Here is a 20,157-nt window from a genome sequence, read left to right as displayed (position 1 = left end):
CTACGCCCATGAGCGTCCACTCCGACTGGGGCGATTGGCTGCCGCGGGCCGTCGAAGACGCCGACCCCGACGGCCTCTCGGTCTGGTATCTGGGCTGTAACGGTTTCATCCTGAAAGCCGACGACGGGACGACCGTCTTCATCGACCCGTATCTCGGGACGGGCGACCCGCCGCGGACCGTCCGGATGATTCCGGTGCCCTTCGCGCCCGAGGACGTCGCCGAGGCCGACGCCGTGCTGGCGACCCACGAACATACCGACCACGTCCACGGCCCCTCGCAGGCACCGATTCTGGAGGGAACCGACGCCACCTTCTACGGCCCCTCGGCTTCGGCCGAAAAGGCGCGGGCGTGGACCGACGACTACGACGTTTCCGACGACGACTTCGAGACGGTCGCGGAGGGCGATTCCCTCGATATCGGCTCGCTTTCGGTCCACGTCGAACCCGCCAACGACCCCGACGCCGACCACCCCGTCTCCTACGTCATCGAACACGACTCGGGCACGTTCTTCCACGGCGGCGACGCCCGTCCCAGCGAGGGCTTCGAGGACATCGGCGAACGCTACGATATCGACCTCGGCGTCGTCGCGTTCGGCTCGGCGGGCATGATTCCCGACAAGCAGACCCGCGAGCCGAAGTACACGAAGTGGTACTCCGACGAGAACATGGCCGCCGAGGCGGCCAACCAGCTCCGGCTCGACCGCCTGCTGCCGACCCACTGGGACATGTGGAAGGGGCTGACGGCCGACCCCGCATCGCTGCGGAACCACACGCGCAGTTTCGAACACCCGCGAACGCTGGAGGTCCTCGAAATCGGCGATAACACGTCTATTTAAGTAAATTTTGCGTCATTACGAGTGATTAGTTACCCAGTAGGGTTATTGAGGGCCGTTCGCAGTACCCACTATGAGCAACGCGGAATCCGAAGACCTCGTGACCGTCTCCAGGGGTGGAATCGTCGTCGAGAAGTCGTTCGAGCCGAACGACTTCCCGGTGCCAGCTATCGCCTTCGTCGTTCGCTCCGAGCGCGATGAGCCGGTAACGCTCGAACTAAACGACACCGTCCCGGACCACGTTCCGGGCGAGGACATCGGCTTCCACCCGAAGTACGGTGCCGAGTTCTGGGAGTTCGAGGACGGGGAGATCGTCTTCGAGCGGGAGTTCGAACCGCACGAGGAGTACACGACCGTCTACGGGCTCCGGGCCGCCGACACCGACAACCCCGGGCCGTTCATGTCGGAACCCGACATCGAGTCGGTCGACCCGCCGCTCGACGACGCCGACGACGTGGTCGGCGAGGTCGTCGACGCCGCCGGCGCCGACGGCGCGGAACCGGAAGCGGGCGAAGCCGGCGCCGGACCCGACGAGTCCGACCCGGTCGGCGTCGACATCGACATCGCCGAACCGGACGAGGGCGAATCGGCGGCGGACGACCCGGAACCGGCCATCGAGCGGGTCCCGACCGACGAGGAGGAAGAGGCCGACGACGAACCGGTCGAATCGATAGACCTCGCCGACCCCGGCCAGGAAGCCGCGGATTCGGCGGCCGAATCGGCCGTCGAAGACGACGAAACGCCCGACGACGCTTCGACGACGGACGACTCGTCGACGGCGGTGCCGTCCGTCGACGTCGACGACGATGCCGCTGCTGGGGCCGCCGCTGGGGCCGCTGCAGGAGGGCTCGCGGCGACGCTGGCCGCCGAGATTCGGAGCGGGGAAGTCGACGACGAGGACCTCGATGTCATTCAGGATGCCCTCGGTGCCGAAACCGTCGACAACAGCGTCGAGGCCCGTATCGAACACCTGCAGTCCGAAATCGCCGACCTGAAGGCCTATAGCGAGGCGCTCGAGGCGTTCATCGACGAGAACGGCGACGCCCAGCAGGTCATCGAGGACATCCGCGCGGACTTCGAGGCGGCGACCGAACGGCTGGACGCCATGGAGGACCGGACCTCGGAGGCGGTCGACATCGCGGAATCGGTCGACGAGCGACTCGAAGAGAGCATCGACGAGTCCGAGGCTCGCGTCGACGAACTCGTCGAGGAGGGCGAATCGCGCCTCGACACGCTGGCCGACGACGCCGAAGCGCGACTCGACGAGACGGTCGAGACGGCCGAATCGAAGGTCGACGAACTCGTCGAGGAGGCCGAAGCCCACGTCGAATCGGAACTCGACGAGCGGACCGAACGCCTCGAAGAGATCGAGGACCGCGCCGAGGAATCGCTCGACGAACTCGAAGCCGCGCTCGATGACCTCGAGGAGACCGCCCAGGAGCGCATCGAGGACGAACTCGACGACCTCTGGGTGGAGATCGACGAGGTCGCCGCGGAGATGGCCGACGTCACCGACGAGGTCGCGGAACTCCGCGAGGACGTCGACGAGGCGGCCGACGAGCGCATCGAGGCGCTCGAAACGGATATCGAGGACCTCGAAGACCAGATCGGCGAGGTCGCGGAACTGCGTGACCGACTGGCCAATGCCCTCGGCCCGCTGGGCGGTGGCGGTGATAGCGGCGACGACGGCGACGACGCGGAATAACGCACCCGAACCAGTTCCGTTTTATCCGTCGACGGCAACAAGCCGATAATGACGACGATCCGTGTCGCCGTTCCTCGGAAGGGCCGGCCGCTGGAGGCCGTCCTCGAACGGGTCGCGGCGCTCGCGGGCGTCGAGGACCGCGCCGACGAGGTCGCATCGACGCTCCGTTACGAGAAGGCGATTACCAAGGACAACCAGACCGCCCAACGCGGCGTCTACGACCGACTGGCCGAGTACAGCGATACCGACCCCTACGCTCCCGAGTACACGCTTCTGCGGGACGCCCGCCCCGGGATGCCCCGGCGGGTCGTCTTCGATAGCATGACCGTCGACATCGGCGAGTACGACCTCCAGTTGGTCGGCCGCGAGGAGCCGTTCCGCTCGCTCCGAAAGCACGAGTTCGCGCTCGGCTTCGACGCCGCCGACCTCGTCCTCGAGGAGGTCGTCCGCATCGACGCCGACCCGCTGTCGAGTCTGGACGAACTCAACGACCGCATCGACCCGAAGGACACCGACGTTCGCGTCGTCGGCGGCCTCGGCGATACGGTCTATCACACGCTGCTCTCGACGCCGGACGTCAGCGAGGACCCGACACGGGAGTTCGTCGCCGACTACGAGGGGCCGCTCTGTATCTCGCCGCGCTACGAGCGACTCGTGCGGGCGGTCCTCGGCAGTCGCGCGATGGACGGCATCGAGTTCCGCTACCCCGACGACCAAGAGGAGGAAGCCGCCATCGCCTCGGTCGGCCTCGGCGTCTACCTGACGGTGACCGGGTCGACGGCCCGGGACCACGGCCTCCGCATCGGCGAGCAACTCTTCCCGAGTCAGACGGTCCTGCTGGAAAACCCCGCGGAGAGCGGTGACGGCGTTCAGGAGGTCGCCGAGCGAATCGTCGGCGGCGTCGAAACGACCGCGGTACAGTAACAGTCGACGTCCGGGTATCATAGAACGGCTTACTGTCCGCTATTCCACCGTTTTATTGATGAATTAGCCGTTAGGACGTGCGTATCGACTGCTGTCAGTCCTACCAGTCTGGATAGATTTTCTTCGAGGTGTGCAAGATAGAGAGTGAGTACAGCAGTTGATTGAAGACACTCTCAGTAAAACATTTTTCAGCAATCAGGATTTATTGTAAGTATGTCAGACATAGGCGATTTCATTCCGCGACTAAGAGCCGTAGGAGCCATTTCAGCATTCGTACTACTATTCACGGCCTTTGGAATATTTTCATCCAATCCCACATTGGGGTCGGCTGAAACTCTTATCATCGTAATTACTGTTGTGGCAGTAATAATCGGGCTTTCAGCACGGGTCTGGAACTCCCTGTTCAAGGGATTCTGATGATGTATCCTGACTTTCGGCCGTGCTGTAATCGCGCCGTGTATTCATAACGGCACTTCTGATAGATTGCAGGTAGTTCTCGGCTGCGCTTTATCGCTCCCCAACACCGACCGACTCGGGGTTTTGGATTCAGCATGACGAGACTGAATCGACCGCAAGAACGAGTGTGCACCTGACGCTCTGGACTCGGTGCTTCTAGGTATGGAATAGCGGCCGCTCCTCGGTATTAGAATGACGGGGTAGGTCAGACAGCGGCAACTCACGTGGAAACCACGTAAATTGAAAGGTGGCTGTCCGACCGTGCCGTCTATCTTATTGTCTCTGCTACCGCTACAAAACCCCTCCGGTACCAGCCGGGTACGTGTCGGGTCGTTCGAGATGGTCGGTCTGAGCGCGACGGCTTCTGTACGTATCGGTTCCTCCCGACCATCTACATCGAGCCACCCCGGTGACCGATTCGTGCCCCATACCGGTCGGTACAGGCAAGCCGAACAGAGAGCGTGTTATCAGACGCTTACTGGCGCGATTTCCCGGATGATGCGCCGCTCGATTTTGCGGAGGTGTTCGCCGACGGTCGTGGCGCTACACCCGACGGCTTCGGCGATGTCGTCGTAGGTCGCGTTCCGCGGGTCGTCGTAGTAGCCACCCCTGAGCGCGGCGATGAGGACCTCCTGCTGGCGCGCGGTCAGGTCGGTAAAGAGGCGTTCCGTTTTCGGCTGGTAGTCGCCGGTCTTCTCGACTGTCACCTGTGCGGTCTCGGGGGCGTCCTCGAACATCTCGCGGATGACGGACGGTTCGCCCACCAACACGAGTTCGAGTCTGTGGTCGTCGGTGAAACGGATGGGCGTGTCGACGACGATGCTGTAGTGGTTGGTGAGTTCCAGCAGGTCGCCGACCACCTCGCTGGGGTCGAGATGCGCCCAGACGAGCGTGTTCTCCGAGACCTCCGTCGTGTCGCGTTTCAGCCCCGTCCCGTGTTCTTCGAGCAGGTCGTCGATGCGCTCTTTCGGCCCGTAGAGCTCGTAGAGCAGGACGACCGTTCCGTCGTCGAGGAGGTTGAAGTTGTGAATCGGCCCGTGGCGAAGGTCGGGGTCGTTGGCGACGTGTTCGTCGACGGGGTGGAACCACCGCCGCCCCTCGGGCCGTATCTGCAACTCGACGTAACGCATATCGAACCCATATCCGAGTAGTCCCAATAGCGCTTTGCCACGTCAGTCCGGCCCTTCTTTAGACGGGACGGTTTATGAGGGCGAAGAACGCACCGCAGGCGGAACCGTTAGGGCCACCCAGTCGTAACGACGCCCGTGGACGAAACCGTCGCGTGGCTCCGCGAGCGCCCCTACTACGAGGACCAGATTCGCGCCCACGAGGTCCGCCCCGGCGACGAACCCCGGTTCGCCGATATCGACGTCGATAGCCGCCTCGAACGCGCCCTCCACGACCGCGGCATCGACCGACTCTACCGGCATCAGGCTCAGGCCATCGACGCCGTCCGCGAGGGCGACGACGCCGTCCTCTCCACCGAGACGGCCAGCGGCAAGAGCCTCGCCTACACCGTCCCCGCCTTCGAGCGGGCGATGGACGGCCGCGCGACGACGCTGTATCTCGCCCCGCAGGTTGCCCTTATAAACGACCAGACGGAGACGCTGTCGGACCTCGCCGACGGCCTCGGCTTCGGCAGCGGCGTCACCGTCGACCAGTACACCGGCCGGCAGTCACGAAGCGAGAAGGAGGCCGTTCGGGACCGCCAGCCGACGGTCCTGCTGTGTACGCCCGACATGCTCCACTACGGCCTCCTGCCGCACGCCCGCCGCCTCTGGAAGTGGTTCTTCGAGCGACTCGAAACCGTCGTCGTCGACGAAGTCCACGAGTACCGCGGCGTCTTCGGGAGTCACGTCTCGCTGGTCTTCCGCCGTCTCCGCCGCCTCTGCGAGGAGTTCGGCGCCGACCCCGACTTTATCTGCTGTTCGGCGACTATCGGCAACCCCGTCGAACACGCGGCGACGGTGACGGGCCGTGACCCCGAGGGCATCCAACTGGTCGACAGCGACGACAGCGCCACCGGCCCGACCCACTGGCTGCTGTGGAACCCACCGGAGTACGACGAGGGCGGCTGGGGTAGCGACGAGGCCGGCGGCGGCCGCCGACGCTCCAGTCACACCGAGACCGAGCGACTGTTCTGCGACCTCGTCGCGGAGGGCTACCAGACGCTCGTGTTCACGAGCGCGCGGCAAACCGCGGAACGCTACGCCTCCAAGAGCGCGAGTACCCTCCGCGAACGTGGGGAGACCGATCTCGCGCGCAATATCGAGGCCTATCAGGCCGCGCTCACCGACGACAGGCGCCGAGAGATAGAGGACGGCCTGCAGTCGGGCGATGTCCGCGGCGTCTGGAGTACGAACGCACTCGAGTTGGGCGTCGACATCGGCGGCCTCGACGCCGTCATACTGGACGGCTATCCCGGCACCCGAATGGCGTCCTTCCAGCAGGCGGGACGTGCCGGCCGTGGAACCGACCCGTCGCTCGTCGCGATGGTCGCCGGTGAAGACCAACTCGACCAGTACCTGATGTCGAACCCCGACGCGTTCTTCGAGGGCGACCCCGAGAAGGCCGTCACCAACCCCGAGAACGACCGCCTCATGCCGCCGCACGTCCGGTCGGCCGCCGACGAATCGTGGCTCCGCCCGGATGACGACCGCTACTTCGGCGAGCGGTTTCCCGACGTGGTCGGGCAGTTGACCGACGATGGACTCCTTTCGCGCCGCGAAACGAGCGAGGGGGTCCGCTGGCTCAACGACGGCCCACAGCCACAGTACGACATGAGCCTCCGGACGGTCGACGACCGCGAAATCCAGTTGCGGGGTCCGAACGGCGACACCATCGCGAAACTCCCCTTCGACGACGCGCTCCGGGATGCCCACCCCGGCGCCATATATCACCATCAGGGCCGCACCTACGAGGTGACGGAGTTGGACCTCACTCACGACATCGCCCAACTGCAGACGACGTGGGCCGACTACTTCACCCGCGTCCTCCACGACAAGACCATCACCGTCGAGGAGGACCTCACCGAACAGCCGCTCGATACGCGCGAGGACGTGACCGTCCGGTTCGCCGACGTCGAGATGCGCAAGCAGATTACGGGCTTCCAGCGGTTCGATTCCTCCAGCGGCCAGCCGATGGGCAGCGAGGAACTCGATTTGCCCGAAACCAGCCTCCGGACGCGAGCGCTCTACTTCGCGCTGCCGCCGGATATGGAGGAGGCCCTGCAGGCCGGCGGCGACCTGCCCGGCGGGATTCACGCCGCCGAACACGCCATGATTTCGATGTTCCCGACGACGGTACTGTGTGACCGCCGGGACGTCGGCGGCCTGTCGACGCCGTTGCACCCCCACACCGGCGCCTCGACGATATTCATCTACGACGGCTACCCCGGCGGCGTCGCGCTCGCTCGAACGGGCTACGAGGACATCGAGGGGCTGATGGAGACGACCCGGGACATGCTCGCGTCCTGTCCCTGTGAGAACGGCTGTCCGGGCTGTGTCCAGTCGCCGCATTGCGGCAACGCCAACGACCCGCTCGACAAGGGGTTGGCAAAGACCCTTTTGAACGGCCTGCTCGACGGCGCGTAGCTACCGCTGGGAGAACGCTCCCCACACGGCAACCGTCGCTATCGGCTGGCTTTGATGCCGACGAACGAGCCGTCGCCGTACCCCTCCTCGACCGGTTCGGGGCCGTCTAGCTCGTCGATCCACTGGTAAATCGTTTGCACGAACTCGAAGTCGGTGAAGCCGGCGGCTTCGAGCGCTTCGAGGAGTTCCTCGGTCGTGACGAAGGTCGCATCCCTGTAGAAGGGGTTCTCCGCTTTCGTCTCTTGATAAATCTCGCCGACAGGGCTGTCCTTGTCGATGTACCCGATTACGAGGCTTCCCGACTCCGAGAGGACGCGGTCGGCTTCGGCCAGCGTCCGGGGGATGTCGTCGACGAAACAGATGGTCGTCACGAGGAGGGCGGTCTCGAAGGCGCCGTCCCGAAAGGGGAGGGATTCGGCGACGCCTTTGACCACGTCGACGCCCCGCTCTTGGGCGTGTTCGAGCATCGCGTCGGCCGGGTCGATTCCGACATCGATGCCCAGCGGGCCGGCGAACCGCCCGCTGCCGACGCCGATTTCGAGTCCGCGCCCGGCCGCCGGCACGAGCCGTTCCAGAGCGTTCCGTTCGGACTGGTAGGCATCGTCGTATTTCTCGAACCAGTCCTCGTAGCGCTCGGTGTGGGACTCGAAGGGTGCTGCTTTGGGCATACGTGGAGGTAGGGCGTCCGGCACTACCAACGTTGGGTGCGGGTCAGGGACTCCTCTCGTACGGCGCCGTCCCATGTGTGGTGCCAACACACCTTTATCATTGTTCGCTGCGATAGCCGAGCGTATGGGCGACGATGGACGTGGTCATGACACGCTGTATCGGCTTTTCAGTGACGGTACTCGGTCGAGGGGTCTGTCCTCGACCTGAGAGGGTCCGATGAACGCTCGGTCGGCCCGGTTTGGCCTCGTCGGCGGTCGCTTCGTCGTGGATTCCTCCTCGGGAACCACCTCCAAAGCGGCGGTATCGACGAACGCACCACAATGGCTACTTGATTTTCGCCGTAAGTCGAACCCGTACGCCGCTGCGAACGCCCGTCTGTACACTCGACCGTCAGGACCCCCGGCGACACGCTGGGTCACACCCTCACCACTCGACCATGCTTGAGACAGTCTTCGCAAGTCGACTCCAGTTCGCGCTGACGACCATCGTCCACATCGTCTTCCCGGTGATGAGCATGGGGCTTGCGCCCTTCCTCATCTACTTTACGTGGAAGGACATTCGTACGGGGAGGCCGATCTACGAGCAGTTACGGCGGTTCTGGACGCGCATCTTCGCCGTCTCGTTCGTAATCGGGACGGTGACGGGCATCGTGCTCGAATTCGAGTTCGGGACGAACTTCGCGGCCTTTGCGACGACTGCGGGCGAGTTGTTCGGCGGCCCCCTCGCGCTCGAAGGCATGATGGCGTTCATGCTCGAGGCGACCTTCCTCGGCATCTTCGTCTTCGGCCGCGAGCGAGTCGGCAACGCGCTCTACATGGTGTCGGCGGTCGCCGTCGGCCTCGGGACGTGGCTGTCGGCCATCTGGATCCTCATCGCCAACTCCTGGATGCAGACCCCCAGAGGGTACGAACTGGTCACGGAGAACGGACAGCAGGTCGTCTTGCTGGTCGACCCCGTCGCCGCGTATCTCAATCCCCGCTTCTTCTGGATGTTCGTCCACATGCAGAACGCCGCGGTCGAGTCGGTCGCCCTCGTCATGGCGGGCCTCGGGGCGTACTACGTCTTCCGGCACCACGTCTGGGGGCGTCGGACCCAACAGGTGGACTTCTGGGAGACGACGCTCAAGTTCGGCCTCATCGCCCTCGTCATCACCGCGCCGCTGCAGGTCATCCACGGCGACCTCTATGCCCGACACGTCTTCGAGACCCAGCCCCAGAAGTTCGCGGCCATGGAGGCCATCTGGGAGACCGACTCCTACGTCCCCGAGTACCTCATCGCTTTCCCGACGAGCCTTCAGGACATCTTCGACCCGCGCGCGAAGGACATCTTCGGCATCGGTATCCCGGGCGGTGCCTCCTGGCTTGCCAGCGGCGGCGACCCGCAGGCGACGATTCGGGGCCTCGAGGAGTTCGAGGGGCCACAGCCTCCGGTCGCCATCGTCTTCTGGGCGTTTCGCATCATGGTCGCACTCGGCTTCTGGTTCATCCTCTTGGCCGTCTGGGGAACCTACCGCTGGTGGCGCGGGGAACTCCTCGAAGACGACCTGTTGCACAAAGCGCTGATGGTGTCGACGCCGCTGGGAATCCTCGCCGTCGAACTGGGCTGGGTGGTCACGGAGGTCGGCCGTCAACCGTGGGTCATCCAGGGCGTCATGAAGACCAGCGACGGCGTCTCTCCCGGCCTGACCTCGGCGGAAGCGACCGCGACGCTCGCCGGCTTCGCGGTCGTCTATCTCGGCCTGCTCACGCTGTACCTCTACGTCGTCGCTCGAATCGTCCGGGCCGGCCCACCCGAGGTGCCCGACGTGGAGTCGGCCGACGAAGTGTCGGAGACGACCACCGAGGTGAGCGTCGATGACTAGCGACCACTGGCTCGCCGACGGCCCGCTGTGGGGGCTCCCGCTTGCCGAGGTCTGGTTCGGCCTGCTGTTCTTCATCTTCGGGATGTTCCTGTTTCTCGACGGGTTCGATTTCGGCGTTGGCGCGCTCTTTGCCACCCGGGCGGACGAACACGAACGCGAGCAGTTCCTCGCGGCCATCGGCCCCTTCTGGGACGGCAACGAGGTGTGGCTGGTCGTCTTCGGTGGCGCAATGTTCGCCGCCTTCCCCGCGGTCTACGCCAACCTGTTCAGCCGCCATTACCTGTTGATGTTCGCCATTCTGGGGGCACTCATCCTTCGGGGTCTCGCCCCCGAGATGTACGAACAGCGCGAGGACGACGGCTGGACGCGCTGGTGGGGCCGGGCCTTCGTCGTCGGAAGCATCGCAACCCCGTTTTTCCTTGGGATGTTCACGGCGAACTGGTTGCTCGGCGCGACGACGCTCGTGACGGTTCCGGGCATCGTCGTCGGACTGGCTCTCGTCGCACTCACCGTCGTCGACGGCGTCGCCTATCTGCGGGTGAAGACCCGCGGTGACCTCCGGGACGACCTCCGGTCGGACGGCTACCGCGCGCTCGTCGCGTATCTCGCGTTGATCGTTCTGACGCTCGGCTACGTGTACGCGGCGGCCCCACAGCTTCGAGCGGCGCTTTTGTCACCGCTTGTGGTAGCCCTCGTCGTCCTGACGCTCCTTCTCGGGGCCGTTTACGCGGTGGCGACGAACCGCGACCGGTACTACGTGGCCTTCGGCGCCGCCGCCGGCCTCGTCTTCGCGCTTGTCGGCGTCGTCGCCGGCCTGATGTATCCCGCCATCGACCCGGCGGGCGGGCTGACCGTCGAATCGGCTATCGTCTCGACGCTCCCGCTTAACCTCATGACCATCGGCGCCGCCATACTCCTGCCGCTAATCTTCCTCTATTTCGGCGTTCTGTACTCGGCGTTCAGCGGTCCCATCGAGGCAGGGGAGGGGTACTAATCGTGACTGCCGGCGAGAGCCAACATACCGAGGACAGCGAACATGACGCCGGTGAAGCGACCGCTCCCGGACCCTCCTCCAGCCACGACGTTTCGAACGAAGAACGGTCTCAAACGGCGCACACATCGGAGCCCAAACTCGCATCACGGACACTGATGACGTGGCTTGAAATCACCGTCGTCGGTATCACGGGCGGCCTACTCGGGGGCGCTGTCGGCGGTCCACCGGGATTTATCGTTTACCTCCTCACGACGTTGATTACGGTCGGTATCATCTTCCACAACGTGAACGAACTCATCAAGGCGTGGCTACGTCGAAGTAATCACACAGGATAGACCGGTGTCCTTCGAGTTCCCTCCTCGCGATGAACCGGCCACTCCATCGGAGAAGCGAACCGCTCGTCTCTCTGCAGCCACGGGCCGAAGTGGACGTACGCTCTCCGGTCTTTCGACGAAGGACCGCGTTTCATATCGCCCGCGCGAACACGATAAACAACGCTAGGCCGACACCGACCAAGAGGGCAAGCATCGAATGTTCCGTCTCGTAGGACTGTGCTTCCGGCAGCAGATGGGCCGCGGAGACGTAAATCAGCACGCCCGAGACGAACCCGAGCATGAGTCCCATCTCGCTTTGTCCCAACCCACTCACCAGTGGATAGGCGACGAACGCACCGACCGGTGTCGTCAACGCAGCGATGAAAAACGCGTACATCGCCGCCGTCCGTTCCGTCACGTCTCCTTTCAGCAAGACGAGATACGTGATGACCCCTTCGGCGAATTCGTGGACGACCAGCCCGGTCCCAGCCAGAACGCCGGTCAGCACCGAGATGTTGAACGTGACGGTGTAGACGACGCCGTCGACCAATGAGTGAATCCCGATGCCCTCCGCAGCAGTTACCCCGAACGCGAGCGTCTCCTCCCCGGTGCGACGTTTGATCACCTGGTTGGAGAGATACATGAAGAGGAAGCCGGCCAAGGCGGTAAAGCCCGCATCGGCGTTGTTCTCGACCGCGTTCGGGAGGGCATGAATCAACGGCGTCGTGATGAGAACCCCCGCAGCAAAGCACATGAGATAGGGAAGCGACTGTTCCGCCCTTTCCCGGTGTCGAAATATAGCGATGATTCCCGCACTGTTCACCAGCGCCGCGACGATGGCGAACGCTGCGATCCAGTAGAACTCCCCTGGAAACGCTATCATGGCTGGTTCCCATCTCCCTCCGGAAGTCCCAATAACTCGTTCTTGGCAACGCCAAGAGGTATCTGCCCCGCCGGTTCGGGGGGACTCGGCCGACTCATACCAAATCTACAGTGGCTGCATAGAAAAACAATGCCCGTCCGGCTGGCATCGCCTCGGGCTCTAGATGTCCTGTCATAAATCGATACTTCGTCGTGGTGAATATGAACGAACCATGACTCGCGCTTGGAGTGCCGATACACCTCGTGTCTCGACGTCAAAAACCGAGACTCCCTGATACAGCGCGTCTCCGTCCCATTTCAGACGATTTCTGAAGCGAACTCCGAACTCGGATTTTGTATATCAATATATGGTTTATCAGCTGTGGCTGCGACAGTTTCCTGACCAGATAATAGCGACAAAATTCGAGACGAAGCTGAATCTGCGGGTGAATGCTCTCGGAACGGCGTTATCCCACGCTCGTCAAAGGAGGTCGTAGATGTTCGCCTCGTAGACGTCTCGGACCCGGTCGCCCCAGTTGTGGGTGTAGGTGTCGATGATGTCCGTCGCGACGTCCCCACGGAGGTACTTGACGATGCCTCTATCCCCCGTTCTGTCCCGGAGATGTGTGGTGAAGAAGTGTCTGAAGTAGTGGGGTGTGACGTTCTCTTCGGCATCGCCGCCCTCTCGGTACCAGCCGCGCTCGCCGGCTCGTTCGGCGACTATCGACCGCACCATCGAGGGCGTCATCCGCGTCCCCCACTCGCTCGTCGAGCAGAACAACGCCGGAGAGTCGGTATCCGGCCGAATCGCCAGCCACGCCTTCAGCAGGCGTTTGAGCTCCGAATCGACCGGAATCACGGTGTCGCGCTTGCGTTTGTTCGAGGCCGTCCGCTCCTCGCCATTATAAACCTCGCTGCGGGCCGGTTCATTCGGAACGTAAATCGAGTCCGGGCGGCCGTCGAGTGCGGCTCGCGGCTCCACGCCGTAGGCCTCCCGAACCTCCGAATCGTCGAGATAGAGGTCCCGAAGGTCGAGATTACAGCATTCGCCGACGCGCATTCCGGTCTTCAGCAGGGTCCCGACAAGCGCCCCTTCGAGCGGATGACCCAATTCGCCGACGAACGCTCGCATCTCCATAACCGATATCTCCCGTCGGGCAGGGTCCGTATCGATGGATTCGTCCATCTCCTCGGTCACTAGCGCCATCGGATTGGAATCGAATGTTCCGACCTGCACCATATAGGCGTAAAACCGGTGGACGTAGGAGGCATAGGAGGCGACGGTGCTCGACGCGAGATCGCCGCGAAGGGAGTGGACCCACGCCATACACTCCCGCTGGGTGGCATTCGGCAAGGACGTCCCACGCTGGCCGACGACGAATGACTCGAAGTCGCGCAACACGCGCTCGTAGGCCTCGCGGGTTCGTTCGGTTCGCCCGTGGAACGTCATATCCTGCAGGAAGTAGGCCACGGGGTCCTCGGGGGCCGGGTCGGCGACCTGTTCCTCAACGCCCATCGTCGACCACCGTGTATCCGCCGTGGCGACCGGAGTAGCGAACCCGGTCCTCGGATTGCAGTTCGTCGAGGGTGTCCTCGAGGCGCTCTTCGATGTCGTCTGTCACGCCGGCCAACAGCGCGTCCCAATCGGCGAACTCCTCCGTTCGGAGGACGTCGAGGACACGGTCTTTTAGCCCGTCGACCCCGGGGGTAGCATGGGAAGAAGCGGGTTCGTCGTGGTTTCGGGGATTGGTATTTAAAGAACGGCCCGAATCGAGGTCGAAACTCCGCCGTCCGGCCTGAATCATCGTCCGAACGTACTCGGCCTGACTCATATCGAGGTCCTCGGCCTCTTCGCGCCACAACTCTCGTTGGTTCGACGACACGTAGGTCTGAACCGAGACGCGCTCGCCGTCGCTGCTCATGGTCTGCCCATCGAACGGGGGGATTATCAATTTACGTCAGACACGACGATAAAGACTCTTATCCACGAAACTGATGTCTGATTTGGGTGGCATCGGACTACTTATCGTCGAATATAATTCTTAATTCTAGAGTATAGGTTAGAGTCGGTGATAATAATTTGGCAGAATTGTTGGTGATGAGAGAACAGAATTCTACTTGGCTGATCGTCCAAGGTTTCCGTAGTTGCTGCGCCAGTTATGCCGCCCAGATTATCGGGTCGGACTCTGGCTTCAGTCAGGTGTCGGCCGCGAACAGTTCTTCAAGAGGAATTCGAGTTTGACCGTGTGGGCCACTAATGAGCTCGTCTCCTGCGCCTCGTGTGTGGTTTTGAATCCGGGTGAATGCGTGGATTGTGGGTTCGGAGGGGCTCGGTTGCGTTGGGGCTGATTGAAATGAATTGGGTAGGTGGCCGTTCGCCCCTCGTCTATATGGGTGCTCTATGCCCGTCTGATGGCGTCTTGGCCATGGCTGCAGAAATATCCATATCTCCGTCCTTGCCTGCTCAGCGCCCTCCTTGGAGGTATCTCACCTCGATGTTCCGGAAGCGAGTCCAGGGGGAGTCGTGGGGGCTCAGAAGCGGGTGTAGGACTCGACGTGCTGCCGACCGGTGGCCACCTCGTACAGCGAGTGTGGCGATATCGAAGCAGGTGTAACGTGTCTACTAGCGAGACTCGAAACGTTCGAGATCGTTGGTATAGTATATATCAAATTAGAATAGTTGGATAACCTATGATTCACCATCTGCCGTGTGCCGAACTCATAAATCATATATTGATATATCGAATGGCGGCCTTCGGAGATGTGCGAAACACGACATAGTAGGGGGTGATTTCGGATGTTTCGAGTCTGCTCTCCGGCATCTACCAATCGCCGCCGAACTGCTGCGAAGCGATCACGATATTGCGTTCCACACTCACGCAACACCCAAACAGGAGGCTAGATGATACCTTCGTATGGCGGTTTCTTTCGAACGGTCGGGCGTCGTGTCGGGCTTTCGGACCTGTCTGCCCGTCGCGGTCGGCGTCGGCGGCTACGGCATCGCCTTCGGCGTGCTGGCTCGGCAGGCCGGCCTCTCGGTCGCCGAAGCGACGCTGATGAGCGCGACGGTGCTGGCGGGGGCGTCCCAGCTCATCGCCGTCGAACTGTGGGACGCACCGTTGCCCGTCGTCGCCATCGTCGTGACGACGCTCGTAGTCAACCTCCGGTACGTGCTGATGGGCGCGTCGCTTCGGCCGTGGTTCGAGGACCTCTCGCCGGCCCAGTCCTACGGGAGCCTCTTTTTCGTCACCGACGAAAGCTGGGCGCTCTCCATCGCGGACCTCCGGTCCGGTGGGGGCCGCGGGGCGTTCCTGCTGGGTGCCGGCCTCGCCATCTGGGTGCTGTGGGTCGCGACGACGGCGCTCGGGGCCGCAGCTGGCGCCGCGGTCGGCAACCCCGAGCGGTACGGGCTGGATTTCGTCCTGACGGCCATCTTCGTGGTCATCGCCGTCGGGCTCTGGCACGGCCGCGAGGACCTCGCGCCGTGGCTGGTCGCCGCGGGCATCGCCATCGTCGGCGCGGAGGCGCTACCGGGACGGTGGTACATCCTCCTCGGCGGCCTCGCGGGCAGTCTCGTGGCGGTGATCCGCCGTGATTGAGTTGGACCCGCTCGTCGTCGGGGTTATCGCGGCGATGACGGTCATCACCTACGCGACGAAGGTCGGCGGCCTGTGGCTGCTCGGTCACATCGAGTTGAGCGACCGCGCCGAAGTCGGGTTGGAAGCGCTTCCCGGGGCCATCATCGTCGCCATCGTGGCACCGGAACTGGCCAACGGGGGCCCGCCGGAATGGGCCGCGGCGGCGCTGGCGGCGGTCGTCGCGTGGAAGACGAACAACCTCCTCGTCTCGCTGGCCGTGGCGATGGCCGCGGTGCTGGCCTTCCGGGCAGTGTAGGTCAGGGCCAGTCGTCGCGCTCGCGCGAGGCGTGCGCGCCCGTGTCATCGTCATCTTCTTGGTCGACTTCGTCGACGAGTTCCCAGTCCGCTTCGTCGGCCGCGGTCCCGATGTGTCGGTACTCCCAGCCGTTGGGTGCGGTTCGGGCGTCGGCGGCGACGAAGACGAACCGGTCGGTTTCGAAGTGTTCGAGGAGGTGGCCGAGGGTTTCGGCGGCGGGTTCGGTCGCCGGTTCGAAATCGTTGCGGATGTAGTTGTCCCGGGTGAATTTCGTGAGGACGTACGGGGGCTTATCGGTCACGAGGCCGACGTTCTCGCTCCACGTTCTGGCGTCGGAGACGGCGCCTTCGGGGGCGGCGAGCCGTCGGGCGGCTGCCAACTCGAAGGCGAGCGTGAGACTCACGTTCGGCTTCGACGGGCCGGCAGTATTGAGCGTTTCCCTCCAGACCAAAGGTTCAGGTGTCTGCATCCGTGAGGGACGGTCGTGAGCACGGAGGACGGCGACCCTGTCGAATACGACCCCGCATCCGGGGTCTACCGGACCAATTACAACTGGAGTAGCCCCGGGTCGCTGTCGACGGCCGTCCACGATGCGGTCTGCGAGGCGGCCGACTGCGACGGCCTTGACCTTCCACCGCTGTACGAACAGATCGACCCGGAGGGCCTCGAAAAGCTGTTTGCACCCATCCCCGGCAGCGAGCGCTGTACGGGGTCGGTCACCTTCCCGCTCGGCGAATACCACGTCACGATAGCCGCAGACGGCGAAATCGTCATCTACCCGCCGTCCGAGGACTGACGGGACGGCGTGCCTGTGGACGACCGGCAACCGGCGAAATCCGTACTAGCATGAACGTTTATTATCAATGCCGTATGAGGGTTGGGTACGCGATGCTTCCCACTGTACGTGTACGCGTACGCCCCTGATTTTCCGAGTAGCATCGCTTTTCGAGTATTCCCCTGCCAACCCACCAGAACCATGCAGCCATTCGAACCCCACGACGCACCGCTCGTCCCCGAATCGCCCACGACCGAAACGCCGACCATCTACGCCGACGGCGGCGACCGCGCCGAACGGCGCCCTTTCGACCGGCCGCCACGAACCGACTACGCCGCTCCCGAGACCCGACACCGGGAGGAAATCGAACCCGGCGCTGCCGACCTACGGTAGTCGAAGGCAGTACTGGTCCGAAAAGAGCTGATTCGCTCGTTCTTACTGGCCGCCGTCGGCCATCTTCCGCTCGCCGCGCGGGAACCACGCGAGTTCGTGGTCCGCATCAAGGCTGGCGAAGACGGGTTCGTCCAGTGACACCTCGTCGGCGTGGTTGTGCATGCAGCCGACGACGTCGCCGGTGTCGATTTCGACCCGGTACAGCACGGTCGGGCCGAGATACCGCCGATGGACCACCTCGCCGTTGGCTTCGGCGGGTTCGGCGGGTTCGGCGCGCACGTCGTCCGGCCGGACCATGAGGTCGATCTGCGAGCCGATGTACTCCTCGCTGAGGCCGTTGACGCGGTCCAGCGGGACACAGCCGACGCCCGTCTCGACACACCCCTCCGTGACGCGCCCGGAGACGAAGGAGGCGTGGCCGAGGAAGCCGGCCACGAAGCGGGATTTCGGCTGCTGGAATACGTCTTCGGGGGTGCCGACCTGTTCGAGGCCGCCCTCGCTCATGACGGCCACGCGGTCGGAGATGGACATGGCCTCCTCCTGGTCGTGCGTGACCGAGATAGCGGTCACGCCGGCCTTCTTGAGAATCGACCGGACCTCCTCGCGCATCTCGACGCGGAGGTCGACGTCGAGGTTCGAGAAGGGTTCGTCGAGCAGGAGGACGCTCGGTTCGGGCGCCAGCGACCGCGCGAGGGCGACGCGCTGTTGTTGGCCGCCCGAGAGTTCCTCGGGATGTTTCTCGCCGTGGGTCTTGAGGCCGACCAACTCCAGCAGTTCGTCGACGCGGGCCTCGCGTTCCTCGTCGTCCCACTCCTGAATACCGAAGGCGATGTTCTCGCGGGCGCTCAGGTGGGGGAACAGGGCGAACTCCTGAAAGACGACGCCAACGTCGCGGTCCTCGGGGGCGACGAAGGTCGGCCCGGAGACGGCCTCGCCGTCGATGCGGACGATGCCGCCGTCGGGGCGTTCGAGGCCGGCGATAAGGCGGAGGGTCGTCGTCTTGCCACAGCCGGACGGCCCCAGAAGCGTCAGCAACTCGCCGTCCCGAACCGAAAGCGAGAGGTCGCCGATGACGTTGGTGTCGTTGTAGGACTTCTCGATGCCATCCAGTTCCAGAACGGTGGTTTCGGTCTCGGGGACCGAGAGGTCGACGTCGGCACTCTGTAGGTTCGCCGAGCCGCTAGACACGCGGCTCACCTCCGAGCGGTGCCCGGTCCGACGCGATAGCAGTCATTACCTAGCTATTCTTTAGGCAAGCCAAAAATACCTTCCGCTCGCGGAGTAGTCGTGATAGCACGCCACACGACCGTGGTCGTCCGACGGTGGCGCCGGTCCCGAACGCTTAGGGTGGCCCGCGAACAGTTCCACCCATGCCAGACGTAGCAGTCATCGGTGCCTCGATGACGGAGTTCGGCCAGCGGGATAGCTGGATACGGGAACTGCTCGCCGAGGCGGGCGAGGCCTGCCTCGACGATGCCGGTGTGTCGTCCGAGGAGGTCGACCACCTCTATGTCTCGAACATGGCCAGCGGCGAGTTCGAGGGTCAGACGGGCGTCCCGAACGCGCTGGCCCACGACCTCGCGGCGATGCCGGCCTACACGAAGCGGGTCGACCAGACCTCCTCGTCGGGCGGCGCCGGCATCTACGCCGCGTGGCAGTCCATCGCCAGCGGCGCCAGCGACATGACGTTGCTCGTCGGCGGCGAGAAGATGACCCACAAGACGACGGGCGAATCCACCGACGTCATCGCCTCGCTGACTCACCCAGTCGAGTACAAACACGGCGTGACGCTGCCCTCGTTTGCGGGCCTCGCCGCCCGGAAGTACCTCGACGAACACGGCGCCCCGCGGGAGAGTCTCGCGAAGGTGGCGGTCAAGAACCACGCCAACGGCGCGTTGAACCCTCACGCCCAGTTCCGCAAGGAAATCGACGTGGAGACGGCCATGGAGTCGCCGCTGGTGGCCGACCCCCTGCGCCTCTACGACTTCTGTCCCATCACCGACGGGTCGGCGGCGCTGCTCTTCTGTCCGGCCGACCGCGCGGACGAGTACGCGGACGACTACGCCGTCGTCTCGGGGGTCGCCGGAGCGACCGACACCCACGTCGTCCACGAGCGCGCTGACCCGCTGACGATGGGGGGCGTCGTCGAATCCGGCCGGCAGGCCTACGAGATGGCCGGCCTCGACCCCGACGACATCGACGTGGCGGAACTCCACGACATGTTCACCATCCTCGAGTTCCTCCAGATGGAGGGCCTCGGGTTCGCCGAGGAGGGGGAAGCCTGGAAGGCGGTCGAAGACGGCGAGACCGACCGCGACGGCGAACTGCCGATAAACACCTCGGGCGGTCTGAAATCGAAGGGCCACCCGCTCGGCGCGACCGGCGTCGCACAGGGCTACGAGATATACAAACAGGTCATCGGCGAGGCCGGCGACCGACAGGTCGACGCCGACGTCGGACTGGCGTGTAACGTCGGCGGCTTCGGCAACTGCGTAACCACGGTCATCATGGAGGAAGGACAATGACGATGGAAGCCTACCGCTACGAGGACGGGTCGATAACGTATCCGGGCCATCCGGTCGGCCCAGACGGCAGTGAACCGGTCGACACCGTGGACCTGAGCGAGTACACCGCCGAGGTCGTGACGTGGACGACCTCCTATTCGACGCCGCCGGGGGTTCGGGAGCCGAACTCGCTCGCCATCGTCGAGTTCGATGTCGATGGGACGCCCGTACGTGCGCTCGGACAACTGACGACCGAGGACGTGGACATCGGCGATACCGTCGAACCGGTCTACTGTGAGGAACTGCGGGACTCCGAGGCCGGCATCCGTGAACCGGAAAGCCAGGAGTGGGACGGCTACCGGTTCCAGCCGACCGAATAGG

The 20,157-nt window shown here is 63.9% G+C and carries 21 protein-coding genes; 14 read left to right on the top strand and 7 right to left on the bottom strand.

Annotation, left to right across the window (positions count from 1 at the left end; genetic code table 11):
* The first annotated feature begins 8 nt into the window (after nucleotides 1–8).
* The 4 genes from U5914_RS11295 to U5914_RS11280 all read left to right on the top strand — a co-directional run bounded on the left by U5914_RS11295 (nucleotide 9) and on the right by U5914_RS11280 (nucleotide 3,879).
* On the top strand, nucleotides 9–836 hold the full coding sequence (locus U5914_RS11295) for an MBL fold metallo-hydrolase (RefSeq protein ID WP_336135869.1): 828 nt from the start codon (nucleotides 9–11) through the stop codon (nucleotides 834–836).
* A 70-nt stretch (nucleotides 837–906) separates the two neighbouring features.
* Nucleotides 907–2,538, top strand: a complete 1,632-nt coding sequence (locus U5914_RS11290) for a coiled-coil domain-containing protein (RefSeq protein ID WP_336135868.1) — start codon at nucleotides 907–909, stop codon at nucleotides 2,536–2,538.
* 48 nt (nucleotides 2,539–2,586) lie between these two features.
* Nucleotides 2,587–3,462, top strand: coding sequence for a phosphoribosyltransferase HisG-related protein (locus U5914_RS11285; RefSeq protein WP_336135867.1), 876 nt, complete (start codon nucleotides 2,587–2,589; stop codon nucleotides 3,460–3,462).
* A gap of 213 nt (nucleotides 3,463–3,675) precedes the next feature.
* On the top strand, nucleotides 3,676–3,879 hold the full coding sequence (locus U5914_RS11280; protein WP_336135866.1) for a hypothetical protein: 204 nt from the start codon (nucleotides 3,676–3,678) through the stop codon (nucleotides 3,877–3,879).
* 506 nt (nucleotides 3,880–4,385) lie between these two features.
* Here the strand turns inward: U5914_RS11280 and U5914_RS11275 are convergent.
* Nucleotides 4,386–5,048, bottom strand: a complete 663-nt coding sequence (locus tag U5914_RS11275) for a helix-turn-helix domain-containing protein (protein WP_336135865.1) — start codon at nucleotides 5,046–5,048, stop codon at nucleotides 4,386–4,388.
* 135 nt (nucleotides 5,049–5,183) lie between these two features.
* Here U5914_RS11275 and U5914_RS11270 point away from each other — a divergent pair, with 135 nt between their 5' ends.
* The gene (locus U5914_RS11270) at nucleotides 5,184–7,511 is read left to right on the top strand and encodes a DEAD/DEAH box helicase (RefSeq protein WP_336135864.1); all 2,328 of its coding nucleotides are present in this window, start codon (nucleotides 5,184–5,186) and stop codon (nucleotides 7,509–7,511) included.
* A gap of 38 nt (nucleotides 7,512–7,549) precedes the next feature.
* Here U5914_RS11270 and U5914_RS11265 read toward each other — a convergent pair whose 3' ends face one another.
* Nucleotides 7,550–8,179: a class I SAM-dependent methyltransferase gene (locus U5914_RS11265; protein WP_336135863.1), complete on the bottom strand. Its 630-nt coding sequence runs from the start codon at nucleotides 8,177–8,179 to the stop codon at nucleotides 7,550–7,552.
* Nucleotides 8,180–8,616: 437 nt separating this feature from the next.
* Here U5914_RS11265 and U5914_RS11260 point away from each other — a divergent pair, with 437 nt between their 5' ends.
* Genes U5914_RS11260 through U5914_RS11250 form a run of 3 tightly spaced genes read left to right on the top strand, consistent with a single transcriptional unit; the run spans nucleotide 8,617 to nucleotide 11,370 of the window.
* On the top strand, nucleotides 8,617–10,041 hold the full coding sequence (locus tag U5914_RS11260) for a cytochrome ubiquinol oxidase subunit I (RefSeq protein WP_336135862.1): 1,425 nt from the start codon (nucleotides 8,617–8,619) through the stop codon (nucleotides 10,039–10,041).
* Nucleotides 10,034–11,035, top strand: coding sequence for a cytochrome d ubiquinol oxidase subunit II (locus U5914_RS11255; RefSeq protein ID WP_336135861.1), 1,002 nt, complete (start codon nucleotides 10,034–10,036; stop codon nucleotides 11,033–11,035). The genes U5914_RS11260 and U5914_RS11255 overlap by 8 nt, the downstream gene beginning before the upstream one ends.
* A gap of 2 nt (nucleotides 11,036–11,037) precedes the next feature.
* On the top strand, nucleotides 11,038–11,370 hold the full coding sequence (locus U5914_RS11250; RefSeq protein ID WP_336135860.1) for a hypothetical protein: 333 nt from the start codon (nucleotides 11,038–11,040) through the stop codon (nucleotides 11,368–11,370).
* A 130-nt stretch (nucleotides 11,371–11,500) separates the two neighbouring features.
* On the opposite strand, the gene U5914_RS11245 is transcribed toward U5914_RS11250, so the two are convergent.
* The 3 genes from U5914_RS11245 to U5914_RS11235 form a co-directional block, all read right to left on the bottom strand.
* Nucleotides 11,501–12,232 carry a ZIP family metal transporter gene (locus U5914_RS11245; RefSeq protein WP_336135859.1) on the bottom strand — a complete coding sequence of 244 codons (732 nt, stop codon included), beginning with the start codon at nucleotides 12,230–12,232 and terminating at the stop codon, nucleotides 11,501–11,503.
* A 459-nt stretch (nucleotides 12,233–12,691) separates the two neighbouring features.
* Nucleotides 12,692–13,726 carry a tyrosine-type recombinase/integrase gene (locus U5914_RS11240; protein WP_336135858.1) on the bottom strand — a complete coding sequence of 345 codons (1,035 nt, stop codon included), beginning with the start codon at nucleotides 13,724–13,726 and terminating at the stop codon, nucleotides 12,692–12,694.
* Nucleotides 13,716–14,132, bottom strand: a complete 417-nt coding sequence (locus U5914_RS11235) for a DUF5805 domain-containing protein (protein ID WP_336135857.1) — start codon at nucleotides 14,130–14,132, stop codon at nucleotides 13,716–13,718. Before U5914_RS11235 ends, U5914_RS11240 begins: the two co-directional genes overlap by 11 nt.
* Nucleotides 14,133–15,125: 993 nt before the next feature.
* Between U5914_RS11235 and U5914_RS11230 the strand changes: the two genes are divergently transcribed.
* Both U5914_RS11230 and U5914_RS11225 read left to right on the top strand, forming a co-directional pair.
* The gene (locus U5914_RS11230) at nucleotides 15,126–15,809 is read left to right on the top strand and encodes an AzlC family ABC transporter permease (protein ID WP_336135856.1); all 684 of its coding nucleotides are present in this window, start codon (nucleotides 15,126–15,128) and stop codon (nucleotides 15,807–15,809) included.
* Complete coding sequence (locus U5914_RS11225) at nucleotides 15,802–16,104, top strand: AzlD family protein (protein WP_336135855.1); 303 nt, start codon at nucleotides 15,802–15,804, stop codon at nucleotides 16,102–16,104. The genes U5914_RS11230 and U5914_RS11225 overlap by 8 nt, the downstream gene beginning before the upstream one ends.
* Before the next feature lies 1 nt (nucleotide 16,105).
* Here U5914_RS11225 and U5914_RS11220 read toward each other — a convergent pair whose 3' ends face one another.
* On the bottom strand, nucleotides 16,106–16,507 hold the full coding sequence (locus U5914_RS11220) for a DUF7124 domain-containing protein (RefSeq protein WP_336135854.1): 402 nt from the start codon (nucleotides 16,505–16,507) through the stop codon (nucleotides 16,106–16,108).
* An 81-nt stretch (nucleotides 16,508–16,588) separates the two neighbouring features.
* Between U5914_RS11220 and U5914_RS11215 the strand changes: the two genes are divergently transcribed.
* Together U5914_RS11215 and U5914_RS11210 are read left to right on the top strand one after the other, a co-directional pair.
* A complete protein-coding gene (locus U5914_RS11215; RefSeq protein ID WP_336135853.1) occupies nucleotides 16,589–16,900 on the top strand; it encodes a HalOD1 output domain-containing protein in 312 nt (103 codons plus the stop codon).
* Between the two features lie 180 nt (nucleotides 16,901–17,080).
* On the top strand, nucleotides 17,081–17,272 hold the full coding sequence (locus U5914_RS11210; protein ID WP_336135852.1) for a hypothetical protein: 192 nt from the start codon (nucleotides 17,081–17,083) through the stop codon (nucleotides 17,270–17,272).
* 42 nt (nucleotides 17,273–17,314) lie between these two features.
* Here the strand turns inward: U5914_RS11210 and U5914_RS11205 are convergent, their stop codons facing one another.
* Nucleotides 17,315–18,460 (bottom strand): ABC transporter ATP-binding protein, encoded by a 1,146-nt coding sequence (locus U5914_RS11205; RefSeq protein WP_336135851.1) that lies wholly within the window; start codon nucleotides 18,458–18,460, stop codon nucleotides 17,315–17,317.
* Between the two features lie 182 nt (nucleotides 18,461–18,642).
* Between U5914_RS11205 and U5914_RS11200 the strand changes: the two genes are divergently transcribed.
* Together U5914_RS11200 and U5914_RS11195 are read left to right on the top strand one after the other, a co-directional pair.
* Nucleotides 18,643–19,797, top strand: a complete 1,155-nt coding sequence (locus tag U5914_RS11200) for a thiolase family protein (RefSeq protein WP_336135850.1) — start codon at nucleotides 18,643–18,645, stop codon at nucleotides 19,795–19,797.
* Nucleotides 19,794–20,156, top strand: coding sequence for an OB-fold domain-containing protein (locus U5914_RS11195; protein ID WP_336135849.1), 363 nt, complete (start codon nucleotides 19,794–19,796; stop codon nucleotides 20,154–20,156). Before U5914_RS11200 ends, U5914_RS11195 begins: the two co-directional genes overlap by 4 nt.
* Nucleotide 20,157 lies beyond the last annotated feature (1 nt).

The sequence above is a fragment of the Natronomonas amylolytica genome (assembly GCF_037031205.1).
In the GTDB taxonomy this organism is placed as follows: domain Archaea; phylum Halobacteriota; class Halobacteria; order Halobacteriales; family Haloarculaceae; genus Natronomonas; species Natronomonas amylolytica.
This window is presented reverse-complemented; position numbering and strand designations above follow the sequence as displayed.

Bases quoted from the DNA above. Each gene is read 5' to 3' on its own strand.
- U5914_RS11295 (WP_336135869.1), top strand. From the start codon at position 9: ATGAGCGTCCACTCCGACTGGGGCGATTGGCTGCCGCGGGCCGTCGAA.
- U5914_RS11290 (WP_336135868.1), top strand. From the start codon at position 907: ATGAGCAACGCGGAATCCGAAGACCTCGTGACCGTCTCCAGGGGTGGA.
- U5914_RS11285 (WP_336135867.1), top strand. From the start codon at position 2,587: ATGACGACGATCCGTGTCGCCGTTCCTCGGAAGGGCCGGCCGCTGGAG.
- U5914_RS11280 (WP_336135866.1), top strand. From the start codon at position 3,676: ATGTCAGACATAGGCGATTTCATTCCGCGACTAAGAGCCGTAGGAGCC.
- U5914_RS11275 (WP_336135865.1), bottom strand. From the start codon at position 5,048: ATGCGTTACGTCGAGTTGCAGATACGGCCCGAGGGGCGGCGGTGGTTC.
- U5914_RS11265 (WP_336135863.1), bottom strand. From the start codon at position 8,179: ATGCCCAAAGCAGCACCCTTCGAGTCCCACACCGAGCGCTACGAGGAC.
- U5914_RS11260 (WP_336135862.1), top strand. From the start codon at position 8,617: ATGCTTGAGACAGTCTTCGCAAGTCGACTCCAGTTCGCGCTGACGACC.
- U5914_RS11255 (WP_336135861.1), top strand. From the start codon at position 10,034: ATGACTAGCGACCACTGGCTCGCCGACGGCCCGCTGTGGGGGCTCCCG.
- U5914_RS11245 (WP_336135859.1), bottom strand. From the start codon at position 12,232: ATGATAGCGTTTCCAGGGGAGTTCTACTGGATCGCAGCGTTCGCCATC.
- U5914_RS11240 (WP_336135858.1), bottom strand. From the start codon at position 13,726: ATGGGCGTTGAGGAACAGGTCGCCGACCCGGCCCCCGAGGACCCCGTG.
- U5914_RS11235 (WP_336135857.1), bottom strand. From the start codon at position 14,132: ATGAGCAGCGACGGCGAGCGCGTCTCGGTTCAGACCTACGTGTCGTCG.
- U5914_RS11230 (WP_336135856.1), top strand. From the start codon at position 15,126: ATGGCGGTTTCTTTCGAACGGTCGGGCGTCGTGTCGGGCTTTCGGACC.
- U5914_RS11210 (WP_336135852.1), top strand. From the start codon at position 17,081: ATGCAGCCATTCGAACCCCACGACGCACCGCTCGTCCCCGAATCGCCC.
- U5914_RS11200 (WP_336135850.1), top strand. From the start codon at position 18,643: ATGCCAGACGTAGCAGTCATCGGTGCCTCGATGACGGAGTTCGGCCAG.
- U5914_RS11195 (WP_336135849.1), top strand. From the start codon at position 19,794: ATGACGATGGAAGCCTACCGCTACGAGGACGGGTCGATAACGTATCCG.